The organism is Nonomuraea turcica, from assembly GCF_030718205.1.
In the GTDB taxonomy this organism is placed as follows: Bacteria; Actinomycetota; Actinomycetes; order Streptosporangiales; family Streptosporangiaceae; genus Nonomuraea.
Window position 1 is genome coordinate 22,176 of the sequence record NZ_JAUZQF010000014.1, and the last position, 22,621, is coordinate 44,796.

25 protein-coding genes are annotated in these 22,621 nt (G+C 71.4%); 18 read left to right on the forward strand and 7 right to left on the reverse strand.

Annotation, left to right across the window (positions count from 1 at the left end):
* Window positions 1–18 precede the first annotated feature (18 nt).
* The 9 genes from Q9G87_RS32615 (at window position 19) to Q9G87_RS32655 (ending at window position 7,529) form a co-directional block, all read left to right on the forward strand.
* The gene (locus Q9G87_RS32615; protein ID WP_305920372.1) at window positions 19–666 is read left to right on the forward strand and encodes an RraA family protein; all 648 of its coding nucleotides are present in this window, start codon (window positions 19–21) and stop codon (window positions 664–666) included.
* 14 nt (window positions 667–680) lie between these two features.
* Window positions 681–1,484 carry a carbon-nitrogen hydrolase family protein gene (locus Q9G87_RS32620; RefSeq protein WP_305920373.1) on the forward strand — a complete coding sequence of 268 codons (804 nt, stop codon included), beginning with the start codon at window positions 681–683 and terminating at the stop codon, window positions 1,482–1,484.
* A 39-nt stretch (window positions 1,485–1,523) separates the two neighbouring features.
* A complete protein-coding gene (locus tag Q9G87_RS32625) occupies window positions 1,524–2,009 on the forward strand; it encodes a MarR family winged helix-turn-helix transcriptional regulator (protein ID WP_305920374.1) in 486 nt (161 codons plus the stop codon).
* A gap of 165 nt (window positions 2,010–2,174) precedes the next feature.
* On the forward strand, window positions 2,175–3,047 hold the full coding sequence (locus tag Q9G87_RS32630) for a nitroreductase (RefSeq protein ID WP_305920375.1): 873 nt from the start codon (window positions 2,175–2,177) through the stop codon (window positions 3,045–3,047).
* A complete protein-coding gene (locus Q9G87_RS32635) occupies window positions 2,941–3,789 on the forward strand; it encodes an aldo/keto reductase (protein WP_305920376.1) in 849 nt (282 codons plus the stop codon). The genes Q9G87_RS32630 and Q9G87_RS32635 overlap by 107 nt, the downstream gene beginning before the upstream one ends.
* Window positions 3,790–3,922: 133 nt before the next feature.
* Window positions 3,923–4,882: a patatin-like phospholipase family protein gene (locus tag Q9G87_RS32640; RefSeq protein ID WP_305920377.1), complete on the forward strand. Its 960-nt coding sequence runs from the start codon at window positions 3,923–3,925 to the stop codon at window positions 4,880–4,882.
* Complete coding sequence (locus tag Q9G87_RS32645) at window positions 4,879–6,102, forward strand: macrolide family glycosyltransferase (RefSeq protein WP_305920378.1); 1,224 nt, start codon at window positions 4,879–4,881, stop codon at window positions 6,100–6,102. Before Q9G87_RS32640 ends, Q9G87_RS32645 begins: the two co-directional genes overlap by 4 nt.
* A 3-nt stretch (window positions 6,103–6,105) precedes the next feature.
* Window positions 6,106–6,597: a hypothetical protein gene (locus Q9G87_RS32650; protein ID WP_305920379.1), complete on the forward strand. Its 492-nt coding sequence runs from the start codon at window positions 6,106–6,108 to the stop codon at window positions 6,595–6,597.
* Window positions 6,594–7,529 carry a hypothetical protein gene (locus Q9G87_RS32655; protein WP_305920380.1) on the forward strand — a complete coding sequence of 312 codons (936 nt, stop codon included), beginning with the start codon at window positions 6,594–6,596 and terminating at the stop codon, window positions 7,527–7,529. Before Q9G87_RS32650 ends, Q9G87_RS32655 begins: the two co-directional genes overlap by 4 nt.
* Here the strand turns inward: Q9G87_RS32655 and Q9G87_RS32660 are convergent.
* Window positions 7,480–8,109 carry a TetR/AcrR family transcriptional regulator gene (locus tag Q9G87_RS32660; protein WP_305920381.1) on the reverse strand — a complete coding sequence of 210 codons (630 nt, stop codon included), beginning with the start codon at window positions 8,107–8,109 and terminating at the stop codon, window positions 7,480–7,482. The two genes, Q9G87_RS32655 and Q9G87_RS32660, sit on opposite strands and share 50 nt — an antisense overlap.
* 82 nt (window positions 8,110–8,191) lie before the next feature.
* On the opposite strand from Q9G87_RS32660, the gene Q9G87_RS32665 reads away from it, so the two are divergent.
* Window positions 8,192–8,920 (forward strand): MerR family transcriptional regulator, encoded by a 729-nt coding sequence (locus Q9G87_RS32665; RefSeq protein ID WP_305920382.1) that lies wholly within the window; start codon window positions 8,192–8,194, stop codon window positions 8,918–8,920.
* Here the strand turns inward: Q9G87_RS32665 and Q9G87_RS32670 are convergent, their stop codons facing one another.
* From Q9G87_RS32670 to Q9G87_RS32685, 4 genes are all read right to left on the reverse strand, one after another.
* Entirely contained in the window at window positions 8,921–9,364 is a 444-nt protein-coding gene (locus Q9G87_RS32670) for a CBS domain-containing protein (RefSeq protein ID WP_305920383.1), read from the reverse strand.
* A 41-nt stretch (window positions 9,365–9,405) separates the two neighbouring features.
* Window positions 9,406–10,068, reverse strand: coding sequence for a potassium channel family protein (locus Q9G87_RS32675; RefSeq protein ID WP_305920384.1), 663 nt, complete (start codon window positions 10,066–10,068; stop codon window positions 9,406–9,408).
* The gene (locus tag Q9G87_RS32680; protein WP_305920385.1) at window positions 10,061–11,410 is read right to left on the reverse strand and encodes a TrkH family potassium uptake protein; all 1,350 of its coding nucleotides are present in this window, start codon (window positions 11,408–11,410) and stop codon (window positions 10,061–10,063) included. Before Q9G87_RS32680 ends, Q9G87_RS32675 begins: the two co-directional genes overlap by 8 nt.
* Before the next feature lie 206 nt (window positions 11,411–11,616).
* Window positions 11,617–12,771 (reverse strand): epoxide hydrolase family protein, encoded by a 1,155-nt coding sequence (locus tag Q9G87_RS32685; RefSeq protein ID WP_305920386.1) that lies wholly within the window; start codon window positions 12,769–12,771, stop codon window positions 11,617–11,619.
* A 64-nt stretch (window positions 12,772–12,835) separates the two neighbouring features.
* Between Q9G87_RS32685 and Q9G87_RS32690 the strand changes: the two genes are divergently transcribed.
* A complete protein-coding gene (locus Q9G87_RS32690; RefSeq protein ID WP_305920387.1) occupies window positions 12,836–13,792 on the forward strand; it encodes a helix-turn-helix transcriptional regulator in 957 nt (318 codons plus the stop codon).
* Window positions 13,793–13,847: 55 nt separating this feature from the next.
* On the opposite strand, the gene Q9G87_RS32695 is transcribed toward Q9G87_RS32690, so the two are convergent.
* A complete protein-coding gene (locus Q9G87_RS32695) occupies window positions 13,848–14,390 on the reverse strand; it encodes an RNA 2'-phosphotransferase (RefSeq protein WP_305920388.1) in 543 nt (180 codons plus the stop codon).
* Window positions 14,391–14,723: 333 nt separating this feature from the next.
* Between Q9G87_RS32695 and Q9G87_RS32700 the strand changes: the two genes are divergently transcribed.
* From Q9G87_RS32700 to Q9G87_RS32730, 7 genes are all read left to right on the forward strand, one after another.
* On the forward strand, window positions 14,724–15,920 hold the full coding sequence (locus Q9G87_RS32700) for an alpha/beta hydrolase (RefSeq protein ID WP_305920389.1): 1,197 nt from the start codon (window positions 14,724–14,726) through the stop codon (window positions 15,918–15,920).
* Window positions 15,921–16,048: 128 nt separating this feature from the next.
* Window positions 16,049–18,787 (forward strand): Na+/H+ antiporter subunit A, encoded by a 2,739-nt coding sequence (locus Q9G87_RS32705; RefSeq protein ID WP_305920390.1) that lies wholly within the window; start codon window positions 16,049–16,051, stop codon window positions 18,785–18,787.
* Window positions 18,784–19,596 carry a Na(+)/H(+) antiporter subunit C gene (locus Q9G87_RS32710; protein WP_305920391.1) on the forward strand — a complete coding sequence of 271 codons (813 nt, stop codon included), beginning with the start codon at window positions 18,784–18,786 and terminating at the stop codon, window positions 19,594–19,596. The genes Q9G87_RS32705 and Q9G87_RS32710 overlap by 4 nt, the downstream gene beginning before the upstream one ends.
* Entirely contained in the window at window positions 19,593–21,158 is a 1,566-nt protein-coding gene (locus Q9G87_RS32715) for a Na+/H+ antiporter subunit D (RefSeq protein WP_305920392.1), read from the forward strand. Before Q9G87_RS32710 ends, Q9G87_RS32715 begins: the two co-directional genes overlap by 4 nt.
* Entirely contained in the window at window positions 21,155–21,658 is a 504-nt protein-coding gene (locus tag Q9G87_RS32720) for a Na+/H+ antiporter subunit E (RefSeq protein ID WP_305920393.1), read from the forward strand. Before Q9G87_RS32715 ends, Q9G87_RS32720 begins: the two co-directional genes overlap by 4 nt.
* Window positions 21,655–21,915 (forward strand): monovalent cation/H+ antiporter complex subunit F, encoded by a 261-nt coding sequence (locus tag Q9G87_RS32725; RefSeq protein WP_305920394.1) that lies wholly within the window; start codon window positions 21,655–21,657, stop codon window positions 21,913–21,915. Before Q9G87_RS32720 ends, Q9G87_RS32725 begins: the two co-directional genes overlap by 4 nt.
* Entirely contained in the window at window positions 21,912–22,265 is a 354-nt protein-coding gene (locus tag Q9G87_RS32730; RefSeq protein ID WP_305920395.1) for a monovalent cation/H(+) antiporter subunit G, read from the forward strand. Before Q9G87_RS32725 ends, Q9G87_RS32730 begins: the two co-directional genes overlap by 4 nt.
* On the opposite strand, the gene Q9G87_RS32735 is transcribed toward Q9G87_RS32730, so the two are convergent.
* Window positions 22,187–22,597, reverse strand: coding sequence for a DUF6328 family protein (locus Q9G87_RS32735; protein ID WP_305920396.1), 411 nt, complete (start codon window positions 22,595–22,597; stop codon window positions 22,187–22,189). The two genes, Q9G87_RS32730 and Q9G87_RS32735, sit on opposite strands and share 79 nt — an antisense overlap.
* Window positions 22,598–22,621 lie beyond the last annotated feature (24 nt).

The window sequence follows — 22,621 nt, forward strand, 5'->3', positions numbered from 1 at the left end:
CAATCGGGAGCTATATCGATGTTCGTCCGTCATCCGTCCGCCCCCTCGATCGATCCCCGCATCGCCGAGGCCCTGAGCCAGGTCTGCACCTCGACCCTCGGTCACCTGCGTGACCACGGCTTCCCCCGAGGGCTGAGGCCCAACAGCCGGCCCATGAAGTTCGCCGGCACCGCGGTGACGGTGCGCCTGCCGCACCTGGACTCGACCGCCGTGCACGTCGCGGTCGACGACCTGCGGCCGGGCGACGTCCTCGTCGTCGAGCAGAGCGGTGACGAGCAACGGTCGTGCTTCGGCGGGCTGGTGTCGTTCACCGCCAAGACCCGAGGAGCCGTCGGCGCCGTCATCGACGGGCAGATCAACGACATCGAGGAGATGTCCGGATACGGGTTCCCGGCGTACTCGCGCGGCGTCGCCGCCCACACCACACGGATCTCCGGCATCGAGGGGTCCATCAACGTGCCGGTGTCGATCGGCGGCGTCGTGGTGGAGCCGGGCGACGTGGTGTTCGCCGACTCCGATGGGGTGGCGATCCTCGACCCGGCCGAGGCGCTCGAGATCGCGGCGCTGCTCAAGGAGAAGGAGGACGCCGAGATCCCCGCCCGTGAGGCGATCGCGGCAGGAGCCCGCATCTCGGACTTCTCAGGCGCGGCCAAGTACTTCGACTGACCAGAGGAGATCACATGAGCATCAGGGTCGCGGTGGCCCAGTTCGGCGCCACCACCGACAAGGAAGCGAATCTCGCGAAAGTGCACGCCTTGATCGAGCGTGCCGCGGGTGACGGGCTCGACCTGGTGGTCCTGCCCGAGAACGCGATGTACTCCAACCCCGACGCCACCGCCGACATCAGCCCCGCCGCGGAGTCGCTGGACGGGCCCTTCGCCGCCGCCGTCCGCGACGCCGCCAAGCGCCATGGCATCGCCGTCGTCGCGGGTATGACGGAAAAGCTGCCGGACAACCCCCGTTGCTCCAACACCGTCCTCGCATCCGACGCCGGCGGCGAGTTGATCGGGGTGTACCGCAAGGTGCACCTGTACGACGCCTTCGGCTACAAGGAGTCGGCCCGCATCCAGCCCGCGGAGTTCAGGCCGCTGACGTTCCCGCTGGGCGGGCTCACCTTCGGCGTGATGACCTGCTACGACCTGCGCTTCCCCGAGATCGCCCGGCTGCTGGTCGACGCCGGCGCGAACGCGATCGTGGTCCCCGCCGCCTGGGCGGTGGGCCCGGCCAAGGAGGATCACTGGGTCACGCTGGCCCGCGCCCGCGCCATCGAGAACACGTCCTACATGATCATGGCTGGGCAGTCGGGCCCGGCCTGCACCGGCCAGAGCATGATCATCGACCCGATGGGCACGGTCGTCGCGTCCGCCGGCGAGTCGGAAGGGCTCGCGTCGAGCTCCCTGCTCGCCGAGCGGGTCGACCAGGTCCGCGCGAAAAATCCCAGCTTGTCCAATCGCCGCTTCACGATCGCAGGTACTCTCACATGAAACCATCTCGAATGAGAGGATAGTGGGTAATATGGTCTCATGACCGCTGATGTGCCTCGCAGAACCACTGCCTCGCGTGCGACCGACCGCTCCGGGGATGCCTCGCCTTTCGCTCTCGGCTTGCTGCTGCGCCAGGCGCACTGGCGTGCGGCCACCGTGATGGCAGAGGCGCTTCGGCCGCTCGGCATCGAGTTGCGGCATTTCGCCGTGCTGATCGTGCTCGTCGACCGCGGGCCCACGGTGCAGCGGGACTTGGCGGCGGCGACGGGGTCGGACAAGGCGGGGATCATGCGGGTCGTGGACGATCTGGAGCGTAAGGGGCTGGCCGTACGCAAGAGCGTTCCGGGGGACCGGCGGGCGCGGGCAGTGGAGATCACGCCTCAGGGCGTCGAGCTGTTCGACGCGGCCCATGTGGCGGCGGAGCCGCTGGCTGAGCGTCTGGTCGCCGACCTGGGGCCCGGCGAGGCCGAGCAGCTGCGGGATCTGCTGACCCGGTTCGCCTATCCCGCAGGCGGCGAGGCGTAAGCGCGAGCCCGCGCGCCGGTCAGGGCTTCGTCGCCGACGGGGATCAAACCTCATGGGGCGCGGGGCTCAACTGCGTCCAAATAGTATTGAATGATACTATCGCGTGTGATACCGTAGTGAATGTAACGAAAGTAGACACGTGGAGCGGACGGGGAGGTAACGATCATGGAGGTCTACGAGGCGGTCACAAGCCGGCGCGCGGTGCGCGGATTCACCGACCGGCCTGTCCCGAGGGAGGTGCTGGAGCGGGTGCTGTCCGCCGCGGCCTGGTCGCCGTCCGGATCGAACCTCCAGCCCTGGCACGTCTACGTGGTGACCGGCGAGCCGCTGGCCGAGCTCAAGAAGCGCGCCGGCGAGCGCCTGGCCACGGGCGACCCCTGGGACGAGCGGGAATACGAGATGTACCCGGCCGACCTGAAGTCCCCCTACCGCGAGCGCCGATCCGCCTTCGGCCGGGAGCGCTACGGCGCGCTCGGCATCGCGCGCGATGACTGGGAGGCGCGCCAGAGGGCCGCTTCCGCGAACTGGGACTGTTTCGGTGCGCCCGCCGCCCTGTTCTGCTACATCGACCGCGACATGGGCCCGCCCCAATGGGCCGACCTCGGCATCTATCTGCAGACCGTCATGCTGCTGCTGCGCGCCGAGGGGCTGCACAGCTGCCCGCAGATGGCGTGGTCGGTCTATCGCAAGACCGTCGCGGACATCGTGCACCCCCCGGACGGTCTCGTCCTCTTCTGCGGCATGTCGATCGGGTTCGAGGACGTCACGGTCGACTACATCCGCACAGGCCGCGCGCCGCTCGAGGAGACGGTCACGTTCGTCGAGGGCTCAGTCCCCGCAATCGCCTGCGGCGAGACCGGGGCGTCTCCCGCCTGGAGTGGGTGTCGTCGCCGTCGTCTCGCAGGCACCACATCACATCACGAGGAAAGACATGACCAACCACTTCCGCCTCGGCGGCGACCTGACGATCGACCGGCTCGGCCTCGGCGCCATGCGCCTGCCCCAGACCGGCCCGGGCGGACCCGCCCGCGACCCTGAGTCCGGCCGCGCCGTCCTGCGCCGCGCCGTCGAGCTCGGCGTCAACCACATCGACACCGCCGACTTCTACCGCAGCCAGGACGGCTCCGTCCGCGCCAACACCCTGATCCGCGAGGCCCTGTCCCCCTACCCGGAGGATCTGGTCATCGCCACCAAAGTCGGCCCGGTCTTCGGCCCCGGCGGTCCCCGCCAGGGCACCGCCGCCGACCTCCGGCCCCAGGTCGAGGCCAACCTCGAGAGCCTGGGCGTGGATCGCCTCGACCTGGTCTACCTGCGCATCGGCATGATGGAGCCCCCGCACGGCGAGTCGCTCGCCGAACGCTTCGAGGCGCTCGCCGCGCTGCGCGAGGAGGGCCTGATCCGCCACCTGGGCCTCAGCAACGTCGACGCCGGCCATCTCGCCGAGGCCCGCGCGATCGCCCCCGTCACGGCCGTCCAGAACAACTTCCACATCGCCAACCGTGACGAGACGGCCGTCCTGGACGCCTGCACCCAGGCCGGCATCGCCTTCGTCCCCTTCTTCCCCCTCGGCGGCGGCAGAGCCGACATCAACGACCCCGGCCTGGTCAAGGTCGCCGAACGGCACGGCGCCACCGCCCAGCAGATCGCCCTGGCCTGGCTGCTGGCCCTGTCCCCGCTCACCCTGGCCATCCCGGGCACCGGTTCCGCGGCTCACCTGGAGGAGAACCTGGCGGCCCGGTCGATCACCCTCACCGGGCAGGACCTCGCCGACCTCGCCTGATCCGCAAAAGGGGGGGCCTTCCATGCCAGCGATCATCACCCTGCAACGGCCGACGGTGTCACAGATGGGGTGGCCGCCCGGTCCTAGCTGAGGAACGACTCCGAGTCGGCGCCGTGCTGAGAGAGGACGGACCATGAATGTGAGATATCGCCGGAGATCCGCCTCCTCGGCTCTCCACAGCGTCGGCGAGGGCTTGCGTGCCCTTCCCCGTCCCGTGGCGGTGGTGGTGGGGGGCGGGGGAGTGCTCGGGGCCGCGCAGGTCGGTATCGGGTACGCGTTGGAGCAGCGCGGGTTCGTCCCGGACCTGGTCATCGGAACGTCGGTGGGCGCTCTCAACGGAGCGATCGCGGCCGCGCACCCGGGCAAGGCCGCACCCTGGCTGGATGTCGTGTGGACCCGTGTGCGGCGCCGTGAGGTGTTTCCGCTCGGCTACCTGCCTTCGCGGGCCAGCATCTGCACCGATCGCGGCCTGCGCAGGCTGATCGCCCGGGCCGGGCTGCCGTCGCGGATCGAACAGCTGGAGGTCCCCTTCACCGCGGTGGCCATGGATCTGGCCACCGGCGCTCAGGCGCTGCTCGACCACGGAGATCTCGAGTCCGCGCTGCTGGCCAGCGCAGCCATTCCGGGGGTTCTGCCCCCGGTGGTTCGGGACGGCCGGACGCTCGTCGACGGCGGGGTGATCGCCCTGGTCCCGGTGCGCGCGGCCCTGCAGGCAGGGGCGGCCAGCGTGGTGGTGCTGTCGACCGGCCCGACAAGCTGGCCGCTGCGCCCGGCCATCCCGCCCCGGCGGGCCGGCGCGGTCGCGGCCAGGGCGGGGCTGCTGCTGTGGCACGCTCAGATCGAGCGCGACCTGCACGAGGTGTCCCAACAGATTCCGACCGTCGTGCTGCCGACCGGTATCGAGACCTGGCCAGCCCCGTGGGACTTCGGCCACTCCCAGCGGCTGATCAATACTGCTTGCCTGTCGGCGGGCCGCTTTCTCGACGGGCTGCGCGTCAGCGGGCCCGGCCTGTATCGGGTCGACGGTCCTCCTGCGGCATCGGCCGGTCTGGGGCAGGGGCGGACCGCTTCCGTACCGGGGGTCGGCCGATGAGCACCATCGCGTTCCTCAACATCGCCATGCACGGGCACGTCAATCCGACGCTGCCGGTCGTGGCCGAGCTGGTCCGTCGTGGCCACTGCGCCACCTATCACACCTCGCCCGCGTTCGCGAAGGAGATCGAGGCCACCGGCGCCACCGTGTGCCTCTACCCCGAGGTTGACCGGCCGTTCGCCGATCCGCCGATGCCGGTCACCATGCTGGACGGGCTGGCCCGCACCGCCGTCGGTGTGCTGCCCGCTGTGCTTTCCGAGCTGCGTGGCGTCCGGCCGGACCTGATCGTGCATGGCGCCGCTTGCCCGTGGGGCGCGGTCGCCGCCCGTGAGCTCCAGGTGCCGGCGGCAGCGTTGTTCACCACGTTCGCGTTCAACCGGCATGTGCCCAGCCCCACCCGCGCCTCGTGGGAGCTGCTGGCCGCGGCGGCGAGGCGGCCCCGAACTGTCCAGGGCTACCTGCGGTCGCGGTGGGGGTTGTCCCGCCGCTACGACACCCGGGGGCTGCCCCTGCTCGACCTGGCGAACGTACGCCAGCCGCTCAACCTGGTCTTCACCTCGCGCGCGTTCCAGCCCGGCGTCGACGCCTTCGACGAGTCGTACCAGTTCGTCGGCCCCAGCCTCGGCGCCCGTCCACCCGACCCGGCGTTCCCGATCGATCGGCTGCGAGCCCCGGTGCTGTACGCCTCGCTGGGCACGGTGTTCAATGCCGGCCCGCAGCTGCTGCGCACCTTCGCCACCGCGCTCGCACCGCTGGGCGGCACCGTCGTCATCTCCACCGGACCCACCGATCCGGCCGCGCTGGATCCGTTGCCGGCCAACGTGCTCGCCCGCCGCTTCGTGCCGCAACCAGAGGTGCTGGCCCGCGCCGCGCTGTTCGTCACGCACGGCGGGATGAACAGCGTCAACGAGGCTCTGCACGCCGGGGTCCCGATGCTGGTGGTGCCGCAGGGCGCCGATCAGCCGCTGGTGGCCCGGCGGGTGGCCGAGCTCGGCGCCGGCCTGTCGATCCGTACTCAGGACGCCGCTCCGGGACCCGTGCAGGCCCTCGCCCGGCGCCTGCTCGACGATCCCCGTTTCCGGGCCGCGGCGGCCACGTTGCAGCTCGCCCAGCGCGAGGCCGGCGGCTATCTGCGCGCCGCCGACGAACTCGAGCACTACCTGCACCGGGCCGGACGGGTCAGCCGGCCGGTCCCGGCGGACTCGCCACAGGAGCGCTGAGAGATGTCACCCACCGTCGTCGTCCTGCTGCTGCTCGCCGGGCTGTCCGAGGCCGCCGGGCGGATCCTGCCCCTGGTAGCCCGCCGGCCCATCGGGTCACGGTCCCATGCGGTCCTGCTCGTGCTGCTCGGCGCCGTGGTCGAGGGCGCGGTGTTCGCGTTGTGGCCACTGACCGCATGGACCCTCGCCGAGCTGGTGCTGTCCCCTCCGCTGTCCGGCGTCGCCGCGTTGACCTGGACACCCGGCCTGCTCGCCCCGTTGCTTCTCGCCGCTGTCCTCGCGTTCCCGCTGCTCGGGCCCCTGCTGCACCTGCTGCTCTTCGTGGGGGTCGGGGCCGGCCTGGTCGCCCCGCTCGCCGCGATGACGGGGGCGGGCTGGTGGGCCGCCGCGGGCTGCGTGGCCATCGCCGGAGTCGGGCTGGCGGCCGCCGTCGATCTTGTCCGGCGCCTGGTCATGAAGATCAGCGTCATGAGGGGGCAGGAGCTGCTCACATGATCGAGTTCCCTCTCCTCGTCCTGGTGCTCGGCCCGGTCCTGCTCGCCGAAGCTCTGCTCGCCCGCTACGAGGTGATGGCCTACACGGCCGGCTGGCGGACTCCCACCACCGAGCTCCCCCAGGGCATGCCCTACGCCCGGGGCGCGGAGGCCGACCGTCCTCCGGACGCCTACCTGGTCTATCTGGACGGCATCGGGAAACGCCGCTTCACCGACACGCGGGACGGAGGCCAGCTGGTCAAGGCCCTGATCGCCAAAGCGCCGGAGCTGCGGGTGCTGGGCCAGGTGCAGCCCTACTCGCCGCTGGCCGACCCGCTCGTCAACCGGCCTGTGTGGGAGTGGCTGCGCCACCGCATCGGGCTCCTGCTCTTCCTGCACAACGTCATGCAGATCTTCGTCGCCGCCGACCACCGCTACCGTCCCCTGTACAACCGCGCCGTGGGCAACCAGATCGCCCACCACCTGCGCCTGTCCGGCTACCAGCCCGGCAGCGGCATCCCCGTGGTGCTGCTCAGCTACAGCGGCGGCGCCCAGGTCGCGACCGGCGCGGTCGAAGAACTGCACACCCAGCTGCGTGCCCCGCTCCTGCTGATCCTCCTCGGCGGGTTCCACAACGGCGCCAACGATCTCACCCACGCCCGTCACCTGTATCAGCTCACGAGCGACAGCGACTGGATCGAGCGGGTCGGCACCTGGATCTTCCCTCAGCGCTGGCGGCTGTTGCGCCGCAGCGGATGGAACCGGGCCGCCCGCGCCGGCAAGATCACCGCACACCGGCTCGATCCGGCCACCCACATCGGGCGGCACAGCTACATCAGCCCGGAGGCGCACCTGCCCGATGGACGCAGCTACCTCGACCGCACCGCCGACACCGTGATCGCACTCATCCGTGACCACCGTCGCGCGACCGCCCGGACCGTTCGCCGGAGGTGAGCAGCGACAACATCGTCGTGACCAGCACCAGCTCCACGTCCTCAGGCGCCAGCCGCCCCGCCTCCCGCTCCTGGGCGGCACTGTGAATGATCGAGAAGAACGTCGTCACCAGCCACGGCAGCGGCAGGTCCGTACGGAAGTCCCCGTCCCGCTGCCCGCGCGCGATCAGCCGCTCCACCCGGCGCAACGGCCGGTCGTGATGCTCCCTGATCCGCTCGGTCGCCATGACCCGGTCCGCGGCCACGAACAACCGGCGATGCCGATCGAGGATCTCCCAGGACGACTGCAGCAGTCTCACCATGGCCTCGGGCGCCGGCGCCGTGTCGAGCGACGGGTCCTCCAGCGCGGCGTCCGCCACGCCGACCGTGTGGTCGAGCACGGCGTCCACCAGCGCCTCCCGCGATGGGAAGTGCCCGTAGAGCGTGACCCGGCCCACTCCGGCGGCCTTGGCGATGTCGGCCACGCTGGCGGACGGGTCGGCGCTGAGCAGCCGGGTCCCGGCCTCGAGGATCGCGGCGATGTTGCGTTCGGCGTCGGCCCGCCGGGCGGGTACGGGCTGTCGAGCCGCGGTCTTCCCCATGCGACCACCCTACGATGATCCACGAGGAAGGCTGGGCGACACGCTTGCATCGGACGCCGCGTCAGCCCCTAGCGTCGGTGATGTGAACGCACGACGCTGGAAGATCGGCGACCTCGCTGCCGCCACGGGCGTGACCGTACGGACCTTGCGGCACTTCGACCAGATCGGCCTGCTGTGCCCGGCCGAGCGCTCCGCCGCCGGGCACCGGGTCTACACCGGTGACGATGTGCGCAGGCTCTACCGGATCCTGGCACTGCGGGAGCTGCGGCTGCCGCTCGCCGAGATCGCCCGCTCCCTCGACGGCGCCGACTTGCGCGAGACCATCGCCCGGCACCTGGAGCAGGTGGAAGGCCGGCTGGCGGGCCAGCGTGCCCTGCGCCGGCGGCTGCTCGGCCTCGCCGAGGCGCTGAGCAGCGCGCAGGAGCCGTCGATCGACCAGCTCATCGACACGATGGAGGCAATGATGCAGGCGGAACACTTCACCCCCGAACAGCTCGCCAGGTTCGGAGAACGCCACCGGGAGCTGGGCCAGGACGGCTTCGCGCAACGGCTGCAGGAGCTGACCGGCCTGGCCGCCGAGGCCGAGGCCCACGCCGGGCGCGGTACGGACCCGGCGGATCCCGCCGTACAGGACCTCGCGCGCCGGTGGACGGCGGCCGTGGCCGGCCTGGCCGGCGGGGACAGGAGCGTCATGTCCGCCATTTACGGCAGGATCGACGCCAGAGGTCCCGAGGCCGCGACGAAGGGCATCCTCAGCGCGGCCGCGTGGGACTACCTCAGGCGCGCCTTCGCCGTCGGCTTCCCCCAGTGATCAGAGCTCCAGCGCATGGTCCAGCAGCGACTGCAGCGTGACCGCCCCCACGAGCCGCCCCTCACCGTCGACGACCGCGGCCACCGGGCTGCGCGTGCGGGCCATGAGCGCCGCCAGCTCCAGCACGGTCGCCTTCAGGTCGGCCAACGGCAACTCCCGGGGCTGCTCCGGCAGGCACTCGCGGACGGTCTTGCCGCCGAGCTTGCGCAGGAACAGGTCGGCATGGGCCTCATCCACCACCCGCGCCAGCGCGGGGTCGTCCTGGCAGTACGGCGGGACCGCCAGCCGCAGCACCTGCGTGCCCGGCAGGATGCTGAGCGGCCGCCCGTCGTCGACGATGATGAGACCGGGTAGGTCCTGCTCGGCCAGCAGCTTGGCCGCCTCGAGGGCCGGGGTGTCCATGGTGACCGTCGGGAATTCGACGGCGAGATCGCGTGCGCGCATCAATGGCCTCCGCTCACCAGACTAGCCAAGACCGTGCCCACTCAGGGGAGCTCCGCGAAGCGCTCGACCTGCTCGGTACGCCCGGAGACCAGGATGACGTCACCATAGGACAGCTCGGTCTCGGCGTCGGCGTAGGTGAACTCCTCGCCCGGCGCCTTGACCGCGACGATCGTGACGCCGTACTTGCGGCGCAGGTTCGACCGCCCGAGCGGCACGCCGACGTAATCCTTGGGCGGTTTGGTCTTGGCTAGCGCGAAGTTCTCATCCACCTGCATGTAGTCGAGCATGCGCCCGCTGACCAGGTGCGCCACCCGCTCGCCCATGTCGTGCTCGGGGAAGACGACATGGTGGGCGCCGATGCGGCTGAGGATGCGGCCGTGCTGGGTGCTGATGGCCTTGGCCCAGATGTCGTTGATCTCCAGCTCGGCCAGCAGCGACGTGGCCAGGATGCTGGCCTCGATGTCGCCGCCGACGGCCACCACCGCCCGGTAGAAGTCGGGCACGCCCAGCTGCCGCAGCGCTTCCATGTCGGTGGCGTCCGCGGTCGCGATCTGAGTGATCTGCCCCGCCAGCGCCTGCGTGATCTTGGGCCGGTTGTCGATGGCCAGGACCTCGGTGCCGCGCCGGGTCAGCTCCAGCGCCAGCGAGGTGCCGAACCGGCCCAGCCCGATGACCACCACCGGGTTGCTCGTTTGCTCAGCCAACGATGACTCGCTCCTCCGGTAGTTCGTAGTGGCGTGCGCGCCCGTTGAGCGCCAGCGCGGACCCGAGCGTGAGCGGGCCGATCCTGCCGATGAACATCAGCAGGGTCAGCAGCACGTGCCCGGCAGGGCCCAGGCTAGTCGTGATGCCGGTGGACAATCCGGCCGTGCCGAACGCCGAGATGACCTCGAACAGCACCTGGTCCAGTCGGTGCGGGGTCAGCGCGAGCAGCACGTACGTCGAGACGGCCACCAGCGTGAGGCCCAGCACCGTGATCGTGATGACCTGCCGCTGCGTGGCCTCGGGCAGGCGCCGGTGGCCGATGTTGACCCGGCTCTCGCCGCGCATCTCGGCCCAGATGATGAAGACGAGCATCCCGAACGTGGTCACCTTGATGCCGCCCGCGGTGCCCGCGCTGCCGCCGCCGATGAACATCAGCAGGTCCGTGGTCAGCCAGCTCGACGGGTACATCTGCGAGATGTCCAGGGAGTTGAACCCGGCCGAGCGCGGCATGACGGCGGTGAAGAACGCCGCCAGCACCTTGCCCGAGTCGTCGAGCGCCCCGAGCGTCCTGGGGTTCTGCCACTCGGTGACCAGGAAGACCAGCGTGCCGGCCGCCAGCAGGATCAGGGTCACCATCACGGTGACCCTGGTCACCACGGTCCACTTGCGGGGCCGCCGCCAGTCGCGGGCCAGCTCGAACACCACCGGGAAGCCGAGGCCGCCGACGATGGCCGCGGTCGCGATGGTGAGACAGATCCAGGGGTCGGTGACGAAGCGCATGAGGCTGTCCGGCCAGAGCGTGAACCCGGCGCTGTTGAACGCCATCACCGCGTGGAACCCGCCCAGATAGAGGGCACGTACGAACGGCTCGCCGTATCCGATGAGGAAACGGCCGGTGAGCACGGCGGCGGTCACCACCTCGCACACCAGGCTGAACAGGGCCAGCTTGAGCACGAGCCGTCGCACGTCGCTCATGCTCAGGGTCTTGGTCTCCGCCTGGGTGGCGATCCTCGCCCGTAGTCCCAGACGCCCCGAGACGAGCAGGGTGAAGAGCGTGGCCATCGTCATGATGCCCAGACCGCCCACCTGGGCCAGCCCGGCGATGACCAGCTCACCGAACACCGACCAGTGCGCCTCGGTGTCGACCAACGCCAGCCCGGTCACGCACACGGCCGACGCCGCCGTGAACAAGGCCGTCACCCAGCCTGCCGACTCGCCCTCGGTGGTGGCGACCGGCAGGGACAGCAGGGCCGTGCCGATCCCGATGGCCAGGCCGAAACCGGTGGCCACGACCTGGCCCGGATGCCGGAATCGCGCTAAGAGCGGCGCTGTCGCGACCATCACCGATCGCCGCCGCGGTCAACGTCACGCATTGTGGGAATCGTCCCCCGAGAGAGCTCAGCCGGCAGTCCAAGCCGACCAGACTTCCCGGCGCACCGCGCACTAACGTAACAGCCCCGGGGAGCGCCCCAGCACCTGCGTCCCCTTGACGCCACGGCGAGGCCCGGCCTCGCGGGGAAGCCGGGCTTGCGCATGCCGCCGGGGGCTCAGGCGAGCGACCGGAAGAACTCCCGCACATCGCCGATGAGCACGCCGGGCGTCTCCAGGGCGGCGAAGTGGCCGCCGTGGTCGAACTCCGACCACCGCACCACGTTGTGCACCTGCTCGGCCAGCGGCCGCACGGAGTAGTCGGTCGGGAACACCGCCGCCGCCGTCGGCACGGTCCCGCGCTCCACCGGCCCCCATGCGCTGAAGTCGTTGAACCGCTCGAAGTACGTGTGCGCCGACGACCCTGCCGTCTCGGTGAACCAGTAGATGCTCACGTTGGTGAGGATGCGGTCCCGGTCCACGGCGTCCTCGGGCAGCTTGGCCGCCGGGTCGGTCCAGTCCTTGAACTTCTCCACGATCCAGGCCAACTGCCCGGCGGGGGAGTCGTGCAGGGAGGCGGCGATGGTCTGCGGGCGGGTGCCCTGCAGGTTCATGTACGCGCCCAGCTTCTGCTGCCACTCCTCCATCCCGCCCAGCCGCCCCCGCTCGGCCTCCGTCAGCGACCCCATGACCGCCGGGTCGCCGGTCGGGAACGTGAGCAGGCCGTTGACGTGCACCCCGATGACGTTGTCCGGGGCGAGGCGGCCCATCAGGGGTGCGATGAAGGCGCCGACGTCGCCTCCCTGCACGCCGTACCGGTCGTAGCCGAGCCTGGTCATCAGCTCGGCCAGCGCGGCGGCGGTGCGTCCGTCCGTCCAGCCGGTCTCGCGCAGCGGGCCGGAGAAGCCGTAGCCGGGCAGCGACGGGATCACCAGGTGGAAGGCGCCGGCGGCGGCGCCGCCGTGCGCGACCGGGTCGGTGAGCGGGCCGATGAGGTCGAGGAACTCGACGACCGAGCCCGGCCAGCCGTGCAGCAGCAGGAGCGGGGTGGCGTCCGGCTCGGCCGAGCGGACGTGCAGGAAGTGCACGTCCGCGCCGTCGATCGTGGTGATGAACTGCGGGTACGCGTTCAGCTCCGCCTCCTGGGCGCGCCAGTCGAAGCCGTCGGCCCAGTAGCCGGCCAGGTCGCGCAGGTAGCTCGTGGGCACGCCGCGCTCCCAATCGACGCCGGGCAGCTCGGGGGCCCAGCGCGTACGCCGGAGCCGGTCGCGGAGATCGTCGAGGGCGGCCTGCGGGATCTCGACGCGGAAGGGGGTGATGTCGTTCTTCGTCATGTCTCCGACTGTAGGAAGCATTGGTGACAGCTTCTGGCACCAATGTGGCGGCAGAATGGGATCCATGTGGGAAACCTCGGCCCGGCTGCTCCGCCTGCTCTCCCTCCTCCAGGCGCGCGCCGACTGGACGGGCGCGGAGCTGGCCGAACGGCTCGAGGTGGGGCTGCGGACCGTGCGGCGCGACATCGACCGGCTGCGTGACCTCGGTTACCCGGTGGACGCCACCCCCGGCGTGGCCGGCGGCTACCGGCTCGGCGTGGGCGCGGCCCTGCCGCCGCTGCTGCTCGACGACGAGGAGGCCGTGGCCGTGGCGATCAGCCTGCACACCGCCGCCACCGGCAGCGTCGCCGGGCTGGAGGAGAGCGCGCTGCGTGCGCTGACCAAGCTGCAGCAGGTGCTGCCGTCACGACTGCGGCACCGGGTGAGCGCGTTCCAGGCCGCGACGGTGCCGCTGGCCGGCGCGGCCGCCCCCGCCGTGAGCGCCGACCTGCTGACCGGGCTGGCCGCCGCCTGCCGCGACCGGCGCCGCCTGCGCCTGCGCTACCAGGGACGCGGGGGCCTGTCCGAACGTGAGGTCGAGCCGCACCGCCTGGTCCACACGCCGCGGCGGTGGTATCTGCTGGCCTGGGACGTGGCCAAGGAGGACTGGCGGACGTTCCGGGTGGACCGCATCCACGGGCCGCTGGGGATGCCGGGGGCCCGGTTCGAGCCGCGTACGCCGCCCGCGCCGGACGTGGCCGCGTACGTGTCCAGGGCCATCACGTCCGCACCGTACCGCTACCAGGCGCGCATCCTCTTCCACGCGCCCCTGGAAGCGGTCGCGCCCCAGACCTCGGCGGGTGCGGGGCGGCTGGAGGCGGTGGACGCGAACACCTGCCTGTACGTCACCGGCTCCAACGCGCTCGACGAACTGGCGATCTACATCGCGGTCAAGGGCTTCGATTTCGAGGTCCTCGACCCGCCTGAGCTGGTGCCGGTCCTCCGCGAGGTCTCCGACCGGCTCCGCCGCGCCGCCCGATGAGGCGGGCGGCCGCTCACGTGCCTGTGCTTCCGGGACCACCAGCCCGCGGTGTGCTTCACGACGGGAAGCGCAGGTAGCCGGGAGGCACGTGATCGACCAGCCACACCCCGTTCGCGCTGCGCCGGAACACGTGCCCGTCCGCGTGCATCTCCCCGGCCCCCACCACCAGCACGACCGGGACGCCCCGCCGCGCTCCCACCCGCGTCGCCCTCTCCCGGTCGGGCGACAGGTGCACGTGATGGCGGCTCATCGGCCGCAGCCCTTCGTTCTTGATCGCCGCCACGAACCGCGCCACGGTCCCGTGATAGAGCACCTCGGGCGGCTCGACGGCGGGCAGGTCGAGATCCACCGGCACGGAATGCCCCTGACTGGCCCGGATCCTGCCGTCCTCGAGCGCGTAGCGCCGTTTGTCGTTGGACTCGACGACCTGCGCCAACTCAGCCGCCGTGATCGGGAACCCGTGCTCGGCGGCGGCCCGCAGCAACTCCTCGACCGGCACCCAGCCGTTGGCGTCGAGCGTGATGCCGATGCGCTGCGGATCGTGCCGCAGATGCCGGGCCAGATATTTCGAAACGCGTATCACACGCCGCTCATCCATCACCCGCCATGCTCTCGCGCCCGCTGCGTCCTGTCACCTGGTGGGCGCGCTGCTTGCAAGTGATCTATTCCAGCTTGCTTAAAGGGGCTCGCAAGAATTCTCCTTCACCTTTTGTTCATGCGACACTCAATCAAAATCATTGCGCCTGCCCTCGCAGGCTTGATCGCCGTCACCGGTCTCACCGGTACGGCTCCGGCCGCCGCGGCCGAAAAGGCAGGCGGCTACTACGGTCAACGCTTGAGCTGGACCTCCTGTGGCGACGGGTTCGAATGCGCGAAATTACGCGTGCCACTGGACTATTCGAATCCCAGTGGCAAGCAGATTAAGATCAGCATGATCCGGCTCCCGGCGACCGGGAAAAAGATCGGTTCGATCGTGCTGAACTTCGGCGGCCCCGGCGACTCGGGGGTCGACCATCTCAAGGTCGACAAATCGGCGGTGTCGGCGGCCGTCCGGCAACGTTTCGACGTGGTCAGCTTCGATCCGCGTGGCGTCGGCCGGTCCTCGCCCGTGCGCTGCCTGCCGCCGCTCGCCATGGACGCCTATCACGCCGCCGACGGGACCCCTGACACCAAGGCGGAGATCAAGCAGGTCAAGCAGTGGCAGCAGGCGTTCGCCAAGGGCTGCGAGGTCAACTCCGGCAAGCAGCTGCTCAAGCACGTGGGCACCGGCGAGGCGGCGCGGGACATGGACGTCATGCGTGCCGCGCTGGGCGAGAAGCGACTGACGTACTTCGGCTGGTCGTACGGCACCTACCTCGGCACCAGATACGCCGATCTGTTCCCGACCAGGATCCGCGCCATGGTGCTCGACGGCGCCGAGGACCCGAGCCAGACCGGCGAGGAGTTCGGCCGGTCGCAGGCCGCCGGCTTCCAGGTGGCGGTGGTGTCGTTCCTGCGCGACTGCTTCAAGGCCAAGGACTGCCCGTTCACGAAGCACACGGTCGCCGCGGCGGAAAAGCGGCTGCTGGCGCTGTTCAAGCGGGCCGACCGGGCGCCGCTGCGCAACACCTACGACGGCAGGCAGGTCACCGAGTCCCTGGTCAGCACTGCTGTGAAGCAGGCGATGTACTCGAAGGCCTACTGGCCGTTCCTGCGCCAGGCGCTGGGAGCGGCGTTCAAGGGTGACGGCACGCTGTTGCTGAGGCTGGCCGACTCCTACACCGGCCGGCTGCCCAACGGCACGTACAGCAACCTGCTGGAGGCGAACAGAGCCATCATGTGCGTCGACCACCCCGAGTCCGCCTGCCCGTACTGGCCGGTCAAGGGCACCAGGTTCACCAGGAAGGTGCGGGCCAAGGGGTCGCCGCCGATCGTGGTGGTGGGCACGACCCGCGACCCGGCGACGCCGTACCAGCTGGCCAAGAGGCTGGCCGCGCAGCTGGAGCACGGGGTTCTGCTCACCAACGACGCCGACGGCCACCTCGCCTACCAGGGCGGCACGTCCTGCCTGGAGCGGCAGATCGACCACTACCTGATCACGGCCCGCGCGCCGCGCCCCGGAGCCTGCGCCGCCGCTGCTCAGACCTGACCTTCGCGTCCAGTCCTGGGACTGGTGACGTTCGGGTCAACCCCCGCCGTGCCTGCGTCGCGGCGGGGGTTGAAGCATGGAGATTGGGCGGACGTAGCCGGAAAAAGTACGTCCCGCCTGAGGAGCCCATGGAGCCGCTGGAGTCGCTGCTCATCCTGCATGCGGGGGCGGCCATCTGCGCTCCCTGGCTGGCCCGCCGCATGGGCCGCGGCTCCTTGGCCCTGCTGGCGCTCGCTCCGGCGGCCGCCTTCGGCTACACCCTGTGGCTCGTCCCCGGGGCCGCCTCCGGCCACACCCCGAGCGGGCCGCAGGAGAGCCAGGGGACGAGCTGGGCGATGGGCATGGAGCTGTCGTTCCGGTTCGACGCGCTGGCGGTGCTGATGATGACGCTCGTCACCGGCGTCGGGGTGCTGGTGCTGGTCTACAGCGCGCGCTACTTCCCCGAGGGCGACGACGGGCTCGGGCGCTACGGCGCCGCCATGGTGGCCTTCGCCGGATCGATGCTGGGGCTGGTGACGGCCGACAACCTGCTCCTCCTGTACGTGTTCTGGGAGCTGACCACCGTCTTCTCCTACCTGCTGATCGGGTACGACCCGGAGAGCCGGATGAGCCGCCAGGCGGCGATGAAGGCGCTGACCGTCACCACGTTCGGCGGCCTGGCCATGCTGGGCGGGCTCGTGCTCACCGGCCAGGCGGCGGGCACGTACCGGATCTCCGCGCTCACCCCGGGAGACCTCGGCGCGGTCGCCGCCGTGCTGATCCTGACGGGGGCGCTGGCGAAGTCGGCGATCTTCCCCTTCAGCATGTGGCTGCCGGCCGCCATGGCCGCGCCCACCCCCGTGTCGGCGTACCTGCACGCGGCCGCCATGGTGAAGGCAGGCGTCTACCTGGTGGCCAGGCTGGCCCCGGTGGCCGGCGACGTGCCGCTGTGGCGGGCGGTGGCGGTGCCGCTCGGCGTGCTCACGATGCTGCTGGGCGGCTGGCGGGCGCTGCGCGAGACGGATCTCAAACGGCTGCTGGCCTACGGCACGGTCAGCCAGCTGGGCTTTCTCATCGTGCTCTTCGGCTCGGGGGCCGCGCTGGCAGGGGCGGCCATGATGGCGGCGCACGGGCTGTTCAAGGCGGCGTTGTTCCTGGTGGTGGGCATCGTCGATCATGCGGCGGGCAGCCGGGAGACAGGCGAGCTCAGCGGGGTGGGGCGGGCGATGCCGTGGGTGTGCGCGGTGGCGGTGCTGGCGGGGGCGTCCATGGCCGGGCTGCCGCCGCTGGCCGGTTTCGTCGGCAAGGAAGCCGCTCTGGAGGCGCTGCTGCACGACCCGATCGTGCTGGCGGGCGTGGTGGCGGGGTCGGCGTTGACGGCGGCGTACACGCTGCGCTTCCTGTGGGGCGCGTTCGCCGCCAAGCCGGGCGTGGCGGAGCGGCCGGTGCACCCGGTGCCCGCGGCCATGTTCGCGCCCACGGTGTTGCCGGCGGTGCTGGGCCTGGTGCTGGCGCCGCTGGCCGCCTGGTTCGGCACCTGGTACGGCGGCGGCCACCTGGCGCTGTGGAGCGCGCACGCCACACCTCTGCTGCTGTCGGCGGCGGCCCTGGCAGCGGGCGTGGCGCTGTTCCTGGCCAGGGAGCCGGTGGCCAGGGCGGGCGCGGCGCTGCACGTGTACGACACCGGTCAGCTGTTCTGGGCGCTCATCCGCCGCCTGGACCGCTTCGCCCTCCAGCTCACCGGCCTCATCCAGCGCGGCTCCGTGCCCGACTACCTGATGCTGACGCTGCTGGCCATGGTCGGCGTCGGCGTGTTCTCCCTCCTGCACGGCGGCGTGCTGCGCGTGGACCTGCCGGTCACCGGCTGGCAGCGGCCCGAGCAGCCGATCGTGGCCGTCCTGACGATCGCGGCGGCGGTGCTGGCGCTGTTCGCCCGCGCGTACGTCTTCCTGGCCGTCGTCGTGGGCTTCACCGGGTACGGCACGGCGCTGCTGTTCCTCGCGCACGGCTCGCCCGACCTGGCGCTCACCCAGTTCCTGGCCGAGACGGTCGCCCTGGTCCTGTTCGCGCTGGTGTTGCGGCGGCTGCCGATCGAGCCGGTCAAGGGCAGGCTGCCGATGCCGCTGCGCGCGGCGATCGGACTGGCCGTGGGCGTGATGGCCACGGGCGCCGCCGTGCTGGCGATGGACGCGCGCGGCACGGAGCCGGTCGGCGCGCTGATGGAGGCGGCGGCGGAGCAGGCGGGCATGCGCAACATCGTCGGTGCGCTGATCGTCGACATCCGCGCCTGGGACACCCTGGGCGAGAGCACGGTGCTGGTCGTGCTGACCCTGGGCCTGACCAGCATGGTGTTCCTGCGGCGCAGGTCGTACCGCATCGAGCCGGGCGAGCACCCGCCCGCCGAGCGCACGCACTGGCTGGCGGCCACGCTGCCGCCGGGACAGCGGGTGATCGCGTTCGAGGTGACGGCCCGGCTGACGTTCCACACGGTGCTGGTGTTGTCGGTGTACCTGCTGTTCATCGGGCACAGCGCGGTGGGCGGCGGGTTCGCGGGCGGCATCGTGGCCGGGCTGGCGATCATGGTGCGGTACCTGGCGGGCGGCCGCAACGAGCTGGCCACGGCGGTGCCGGTGCACGCGGGCGTGCTGATGGGGGTGGGGCTGACGCTGTCGGCGGGGACGGCGCTGGCCGGCCTGCTGTTCGGCTCGGCCGCTCTGGACATGCTGGCCGCCGACGTGAGCGTGCCGCTGATCGGGCACGTGCACGTGTCGACGGGCCTGCTGTTCGACCTCGGCGTGTACGTGTCGGTGATCGGCATGGTGCAGGACATCCTGCGCGGCCTGGGCGCCGAGCTGGACCGGCAGATCGACGCCGGGGAGAACACGTGACCGTGTCGCTGCTGCCCCTGGCGGCGTGCTGCGCGATGCTCGCGGCCGGGGTGACGCTGCTGCTCGAACGCAGCCTGGTACGGGTCCTGGCAGGCGTGATCATGCTGGGCAACGGGGTGAACCTGCTGATCGTGACCGCGGGCGGCGACGCCGGCGGCCCGCCCTTCACCGGGACCCAGGGCATGGCCGACCCGCTGCCGCAGGCCATGGTGCTGACCGCCATCGTGATCACCCTGGGCATGACGGCGTTCCTGCTGGCCCTGGTGCACCGCTCGTGGCAGCTCACCGGCAGCGACGAGGTCCAGGACGACACCGAGGACCGGCGGGTGCGGCTGCGGGCCCGGCGCGGCGAGCTGAGTGACGCCGTGCGCCGCCGCCAGGACGCCTACCGGCGGCTGGTCGCCGAGCAGCGGGCCGAGCTGGCACACCTGGAGGCCGAGCAGGCCGAGCGGGAGCGCCTGGAGGAGGCCGACCTGGAGCGGCGGATCTCCCGCGTGCACTCGGAGCTGGAGCGCTGGATGCGCGAGCACCGGGAGCTTGGGGTGTCGGAGGAGGAGATCCAGGGCCGCCTGGAGGCGGCCGGGCAGCGCGAGGAGGCCGCCGCCACGGACAACGTGCTGCGCATCGAGGAGCTGCGTGAGGAGCACGCGCGCCGGCGCGAGGCGCAGGCGGCCAGGGAGCGGGAGCTGCGCCGCAGGCTCAGGGCGCGCCAGCGGGAGGCGCTGCGGCAGATGCGGGCGGCCATCAGGGACGAGCGGACGCGCCAGGCGCTCGCACAGGACCCGGAGCTGGAGGGCGAGGACTCGTGACAGCGCACACGATCGAGAGCCTCGTCTGCGTGCCCGTGGTGCTGCCGCTGCTGGCGGCCGGGGTGAAGCTGGCCATCGGCGGGCGGCTGCGGCACCTGCAGTCGCTCATCAGCATCGTCACGCTCGGCGTGTCGCTCGTGGTGTCGGTGCTGCTGCTCGTAACGGTGGACGCGGGCGGCCCGCTGGTCACCGAGCTGGGCGGCTGGCCGTCGCCGGTCGGGATCTGCCTGGTCGCCGACCGGCTGTCGACGCTGCTACTGGTGGTGTCGTCGGCCGTGACGCTGTGCGTGATGGTGTACTCGGTGGCCAACGCCTACGACGTGCAGGAGCACGACGCACCGATGGCGATCTTCCATCCGGCGTTCCTGGTGATGGTGGCGGGGGTGGCCGACGCGTTCCTGTCGGGGGACCTGTTCAACCTGTTCGTGGCCTACGAGCTGCTGCTGAGCGGCTCGTACGTGCTGCTCACGTTCGGCGGCACCGAGTCCAGGATCCGGGCGGGCGCCACGTACACGCTGATGGCGCTGGTCTCGTCGATGGTGTTCCTCATGGCGCTGGCGATCACGTACGCGGCCACGGGGACGCTGTCGATGGCGCAGCTCGCGCTGCGGTTCACCATGCTGCCCGAGCAGGTGAAGCTGCTGGTGGAGCTCATGCTGCTGCTGGTGTTCGCGATCAAGGCGGCGATGTTCCCCATCTCGGCGTGGCTTCCGGACTCCTACCCGACCGCGCCCGCCCCGGCCACGGCCGTGTTCGCCGGGCTGCTCACCAAGGTCGGCGTGTACTCGCTCATCAGGCTGGAGGCGCTGCTGTTCCCCGGCGGACCGGTCTCGGTGCTGCTGATGTGGGTGGCGCTGGCCACGATGCTGTCGGGGGTGCTCGGCGCGGTCGCCCAGACCGACATCAAACGGATGTTGTCCTTCACCCTGGTCAGCCACATCGGGTACATGGTGTTCGGGGTGGCGCTGGCCACGGTGGCGGGCATGGCCGGCGCGATCTTCTACGTGGTGCACCACATCACCGTCCAGACCGGGTTGTTCCTGGTGACCGGGCTGATCGAGCGGCGTACCGGCACGACGTCCGTGACCGGGCTCGGCGGCCTGATGAAGACGGCGCCGCTGATCGCCGTGTTGTTCTTCGTGCCCGCCATGAACCTGTCCGGCATCCCTCCGATGTCAGGCTTCCTGGGCAAGCTCATGCTGGTGCAGGCCGGCCTGGCCGACGGCGGGGCGCTGGCCCGCGTGCTGGTGACCGCGGGGCTGCTGACGAGCCTGCTCACCCTGTACGCGGTCGCCAAGACCTGGGGCAAGGCGTTCTGGCGCGCCCCGCGGGAGGCCAGGACGGGCACGGTGGTGGAGAGCGAGGAGGTCACCGGCCAGGAGCCCACGGTGACCACGACGACGTTGCCCGTGGCGCTGTCCGGCCCGGTGGCGGCGCTGGTGGCGCTCGGGCTGTCGTACACGGTGCTGGCCGGGCCGCTGTCGGCGCTGGCGCAGCGGGCGGCGGGGGAGCTGCTGGCGCGCGGCCCGTACATCGAGGCCGTGCTGGGGAGGGACCGGTGAAGGCGCGGCTGGCGCTGATCGCCTGGCTGGTGCTGGTGTGGATGACCCTGTGGGGCGACGTGTCGGCCGGCAACGTGCTGGGCGGGGTGGCGGTCGCGCTCGTGGTGACGTGGCTGCTGCCGCTGCCCATGCTCGACCCGGGCATCAGGGTCCGCCCGGTGGCGCTGGCGCGCTTCCTGGTGTGGTTCGGCTGGGACATGGTCGTCTCGACCGCGCGGGTGGTGATGTGGGTGTTCCGGCCGGGGCCGCCGCCGACCCTGTTGGTCCGCGTGCGGCTGCGCACGTCGTCGGACGCCATGATCACGATGATCATGGCGGCGCTGGCGAACGTGCCCGGCAGCATCATCGTGGAGGCGTACGTCGCGGAGCGGTGCCTCATGGTGCACGTGCTCGGCCTGCCCGGCGACGCCGCCGAGGCCGTCCGGGCCGAGGTGGCCGCGCTGGAGTCGCGCATCGTGGCGGCGTTCGGCACCGGGCGGGATCTGGAGGAACTGGGATGATGCCGGTGTACGTGGTGACGCTCGTCCTGCTCGGATGCGCGGCGGCGCTCACGCTCTACCGGGCGGCGCGCGGCCCGTCGATGCTGGACCGGGCGGTGGCGCTCGACACGATGACGGCACTGGCGATGTGCGGGGTCGGGGCGTTCGCCGTGGCCACGGACGACTATGCGGACCTGCCCATCCTGCTGGTGCTGTCGCTGCTGGGGTTCGTCGGGTCGGTGTCGCTGGCCAGGTTCTTCTCGGGGAAGTCGCGGTGAGCCCGCTCGACGGGGCGGCCGCGGCCTGCCTGCTGCTCGGCGCGCTGCTGGCGTTGTCGGCCGGCGCCGGGCTCGTGCGCTTCCGCACCACCCTGGACCGCATGCACGCGGGCACGAAGCCGCAGGTGGCGGGGGTGCTGCTGGTGCTGCTCGCCATGTGGCTGCACCGGCCCACCTGGGCGACGGCGGGGCCGCTGCTGCTGGTGGGGGCCGCTCAGGTGGTCACCGTGGCGGTCGCGGCGTACATGGTGGCGCGGGCCGCCTACGCGCGTCAGTCGTCGCGGGACGACGGCGCCGCGGCGCCGCCCGAGGACGGGGACGGCACGGCGCTGCCGCCTGAGGACGGCTGATCGTCGGACCGGTTGAGCGCCGCCTGGGCGAACCACGTCCACAGGGCCAGCGCGGCGATGACGCCGGCGGTGACCCAGGCCAGCGCAGGGCCGAAGAGGTAGTCGATCACGAGCATGGTGGCCGTGGTCATCGACACCGCCAGCGCGAGCGCGCCCAGGATGCCGTAGAGGTTGGAGCGGCGTACCAGCGTCTCCTTGCGGCCCTGCCGGAACAGCACCCGGTGCTGCGCGGTCGGCGCGATGTAGCAGATCGACGCGATGGCGGCGCTGACCAGCGCGTCCGCCCGCTCCTGCTCCATCTCCCGTTCCACGCGGCCTCCCGTCGTCTGCACGAGAGACCTCTCCTTCCCTCCAAA

What these genes read in the sequence shown, in the direction of transcription:
- Q9G87_RS32615 (WP_305920372.1), top strand. Translation starts at nt 19, where the DNA reads ATGTTCGTCCGTCATCCGTCCGCCCCCTCGATCGATCCCCGCATCGCC.
- Q9G87_RS32620 (WP_305920373.1), top strand. Translation starts at nt 681, where the DNA reads ATGAGCATCAGGGTCGCGGTGGCCCAGTTCGGCGCCACCACCGACAAG.
- Q9G87_RS32625 (WP_305920374.1), top strand. Translation starts at nt 1,524, where the DNA reads ATGACCGCTGATGTGCCTCGCAGAACCACTGCCTCGCGTGCGACCGAC.
- Q9G87_RS32630 (WP_305920375.1), top strand. Translation starts at nt 2,175, where the DNA reads ATGGAGGTCTACGAGGCGGTCACAAGCCGGCGCGCGGTGCGCGGATTC.
- Q9G87_RS32635 (WP_305920376.1), top strand. Translation starts at nt 2,941, where the DNA reads ATGACCAACCACTTCCGCCTCGGCGGCGACCTGACGATCGACCGGCTC.
- Q9G87_RS32640 (WP_305920377.1), top strand. Translation starts at nt 3,923, where the DNA reads ATGAATGTGAGATATCGCCGGAGATCCGCCTCCTCGGCTCTCCACAGC.
- Q9G87_RS32645 (WP_305920378.1), top strand. Translation starts at nt 4,879, where the DNA reads ATGAGCACCATCGCGTTCCTCAACATCGCCATGCACGGGCACGTCAAT.
- Q9G87_RS32650 (WP_305920379.1), top strand. Translation starts at nt 6,106, where the DNA reads ATGTCACCCACCGTCGTCGTCCTGCTGCTGCTCGCCGGGCTGTCCGAG.
- Q9G87_RS32655 (WP_305920380.1), top strand. Translation starts at nt 6,594, where the DNA reads ATGATCGAGTTCCCTCTCCTCGTCCTGGTGCTCGGCCCGGTCCTGCTC.
- Q9G87_RS32660 (WP_305920381.1), bottom strand. Translation starts at nt 8,109, where the DNA reads ATGGGGAAGACCGCGGCTCGACAGCCCGTACCCGCCCGGCGGGCCGAC.
- Q9G87_RS32670 (WP_305920383.1), bottom strand. Translation starts at nt 9,364, where the DNA reads ATGCGCGCACGCGATCTCGCCGTCGAATTCCCGACGGTCACCATGGAC.
- Q9G87_RS32680 (WP_305920385.1), bottom strand. Translation starts at nt 11,410, where the DNA reads ATGGTCGCGACAGCGCCGCTCTTAGCGCGATTCCGGCATCCGGGCCAG.
- Q9G87_RS32685 (WP_305920386.1), bottom strand. Translation starts at nt 12,771, where the DNA reads ATGACGAAGAACGACATCACCCCCTTCCGCGTCGAGATCCCGCAGGCC.
- Q9G87_RS32690 (WP_305920387.1), top strand. Translation starts at nt 12,836, where the DNA reads ATGTGGGAAACCTCGGCCCGGCTGCTCCGCCTGCTCTCCCTCCTCCAG.
- Q9G87_RS32695 (WP_305920388.1), bottom strand. Translation starts at nt 14,390, where the DNA reads ATGGATGAGCGGCGTGTGATACGCGTTTCGAAATATCTGGCCCGGCAT.
- Q9G87_RS32700 (WP_305920389.1), top strand. Translation starts at nt 14,724, where the DNA reads ATGATCCGGCTCCCGGCGACCGGGAAAAAGATCGGTTCGATCGTGCTG.
- Q9G87_RS32705 (WP_305920390.1), top strand. Translation starts at nt 16,049, where the DNA reads ATGGAGCCGCTGGAGTCGCTGCTCATCCTGCATGCGGGGGCGGCCATC.
- Q9G87_RS32725 (WP_305920394.1), top strand. Translation starts at nt 21,655, where the DNA reads ATGATGCCGGTGTACGTGGTGACGCTCGTCCTGCTCGGATGCGCGGCG.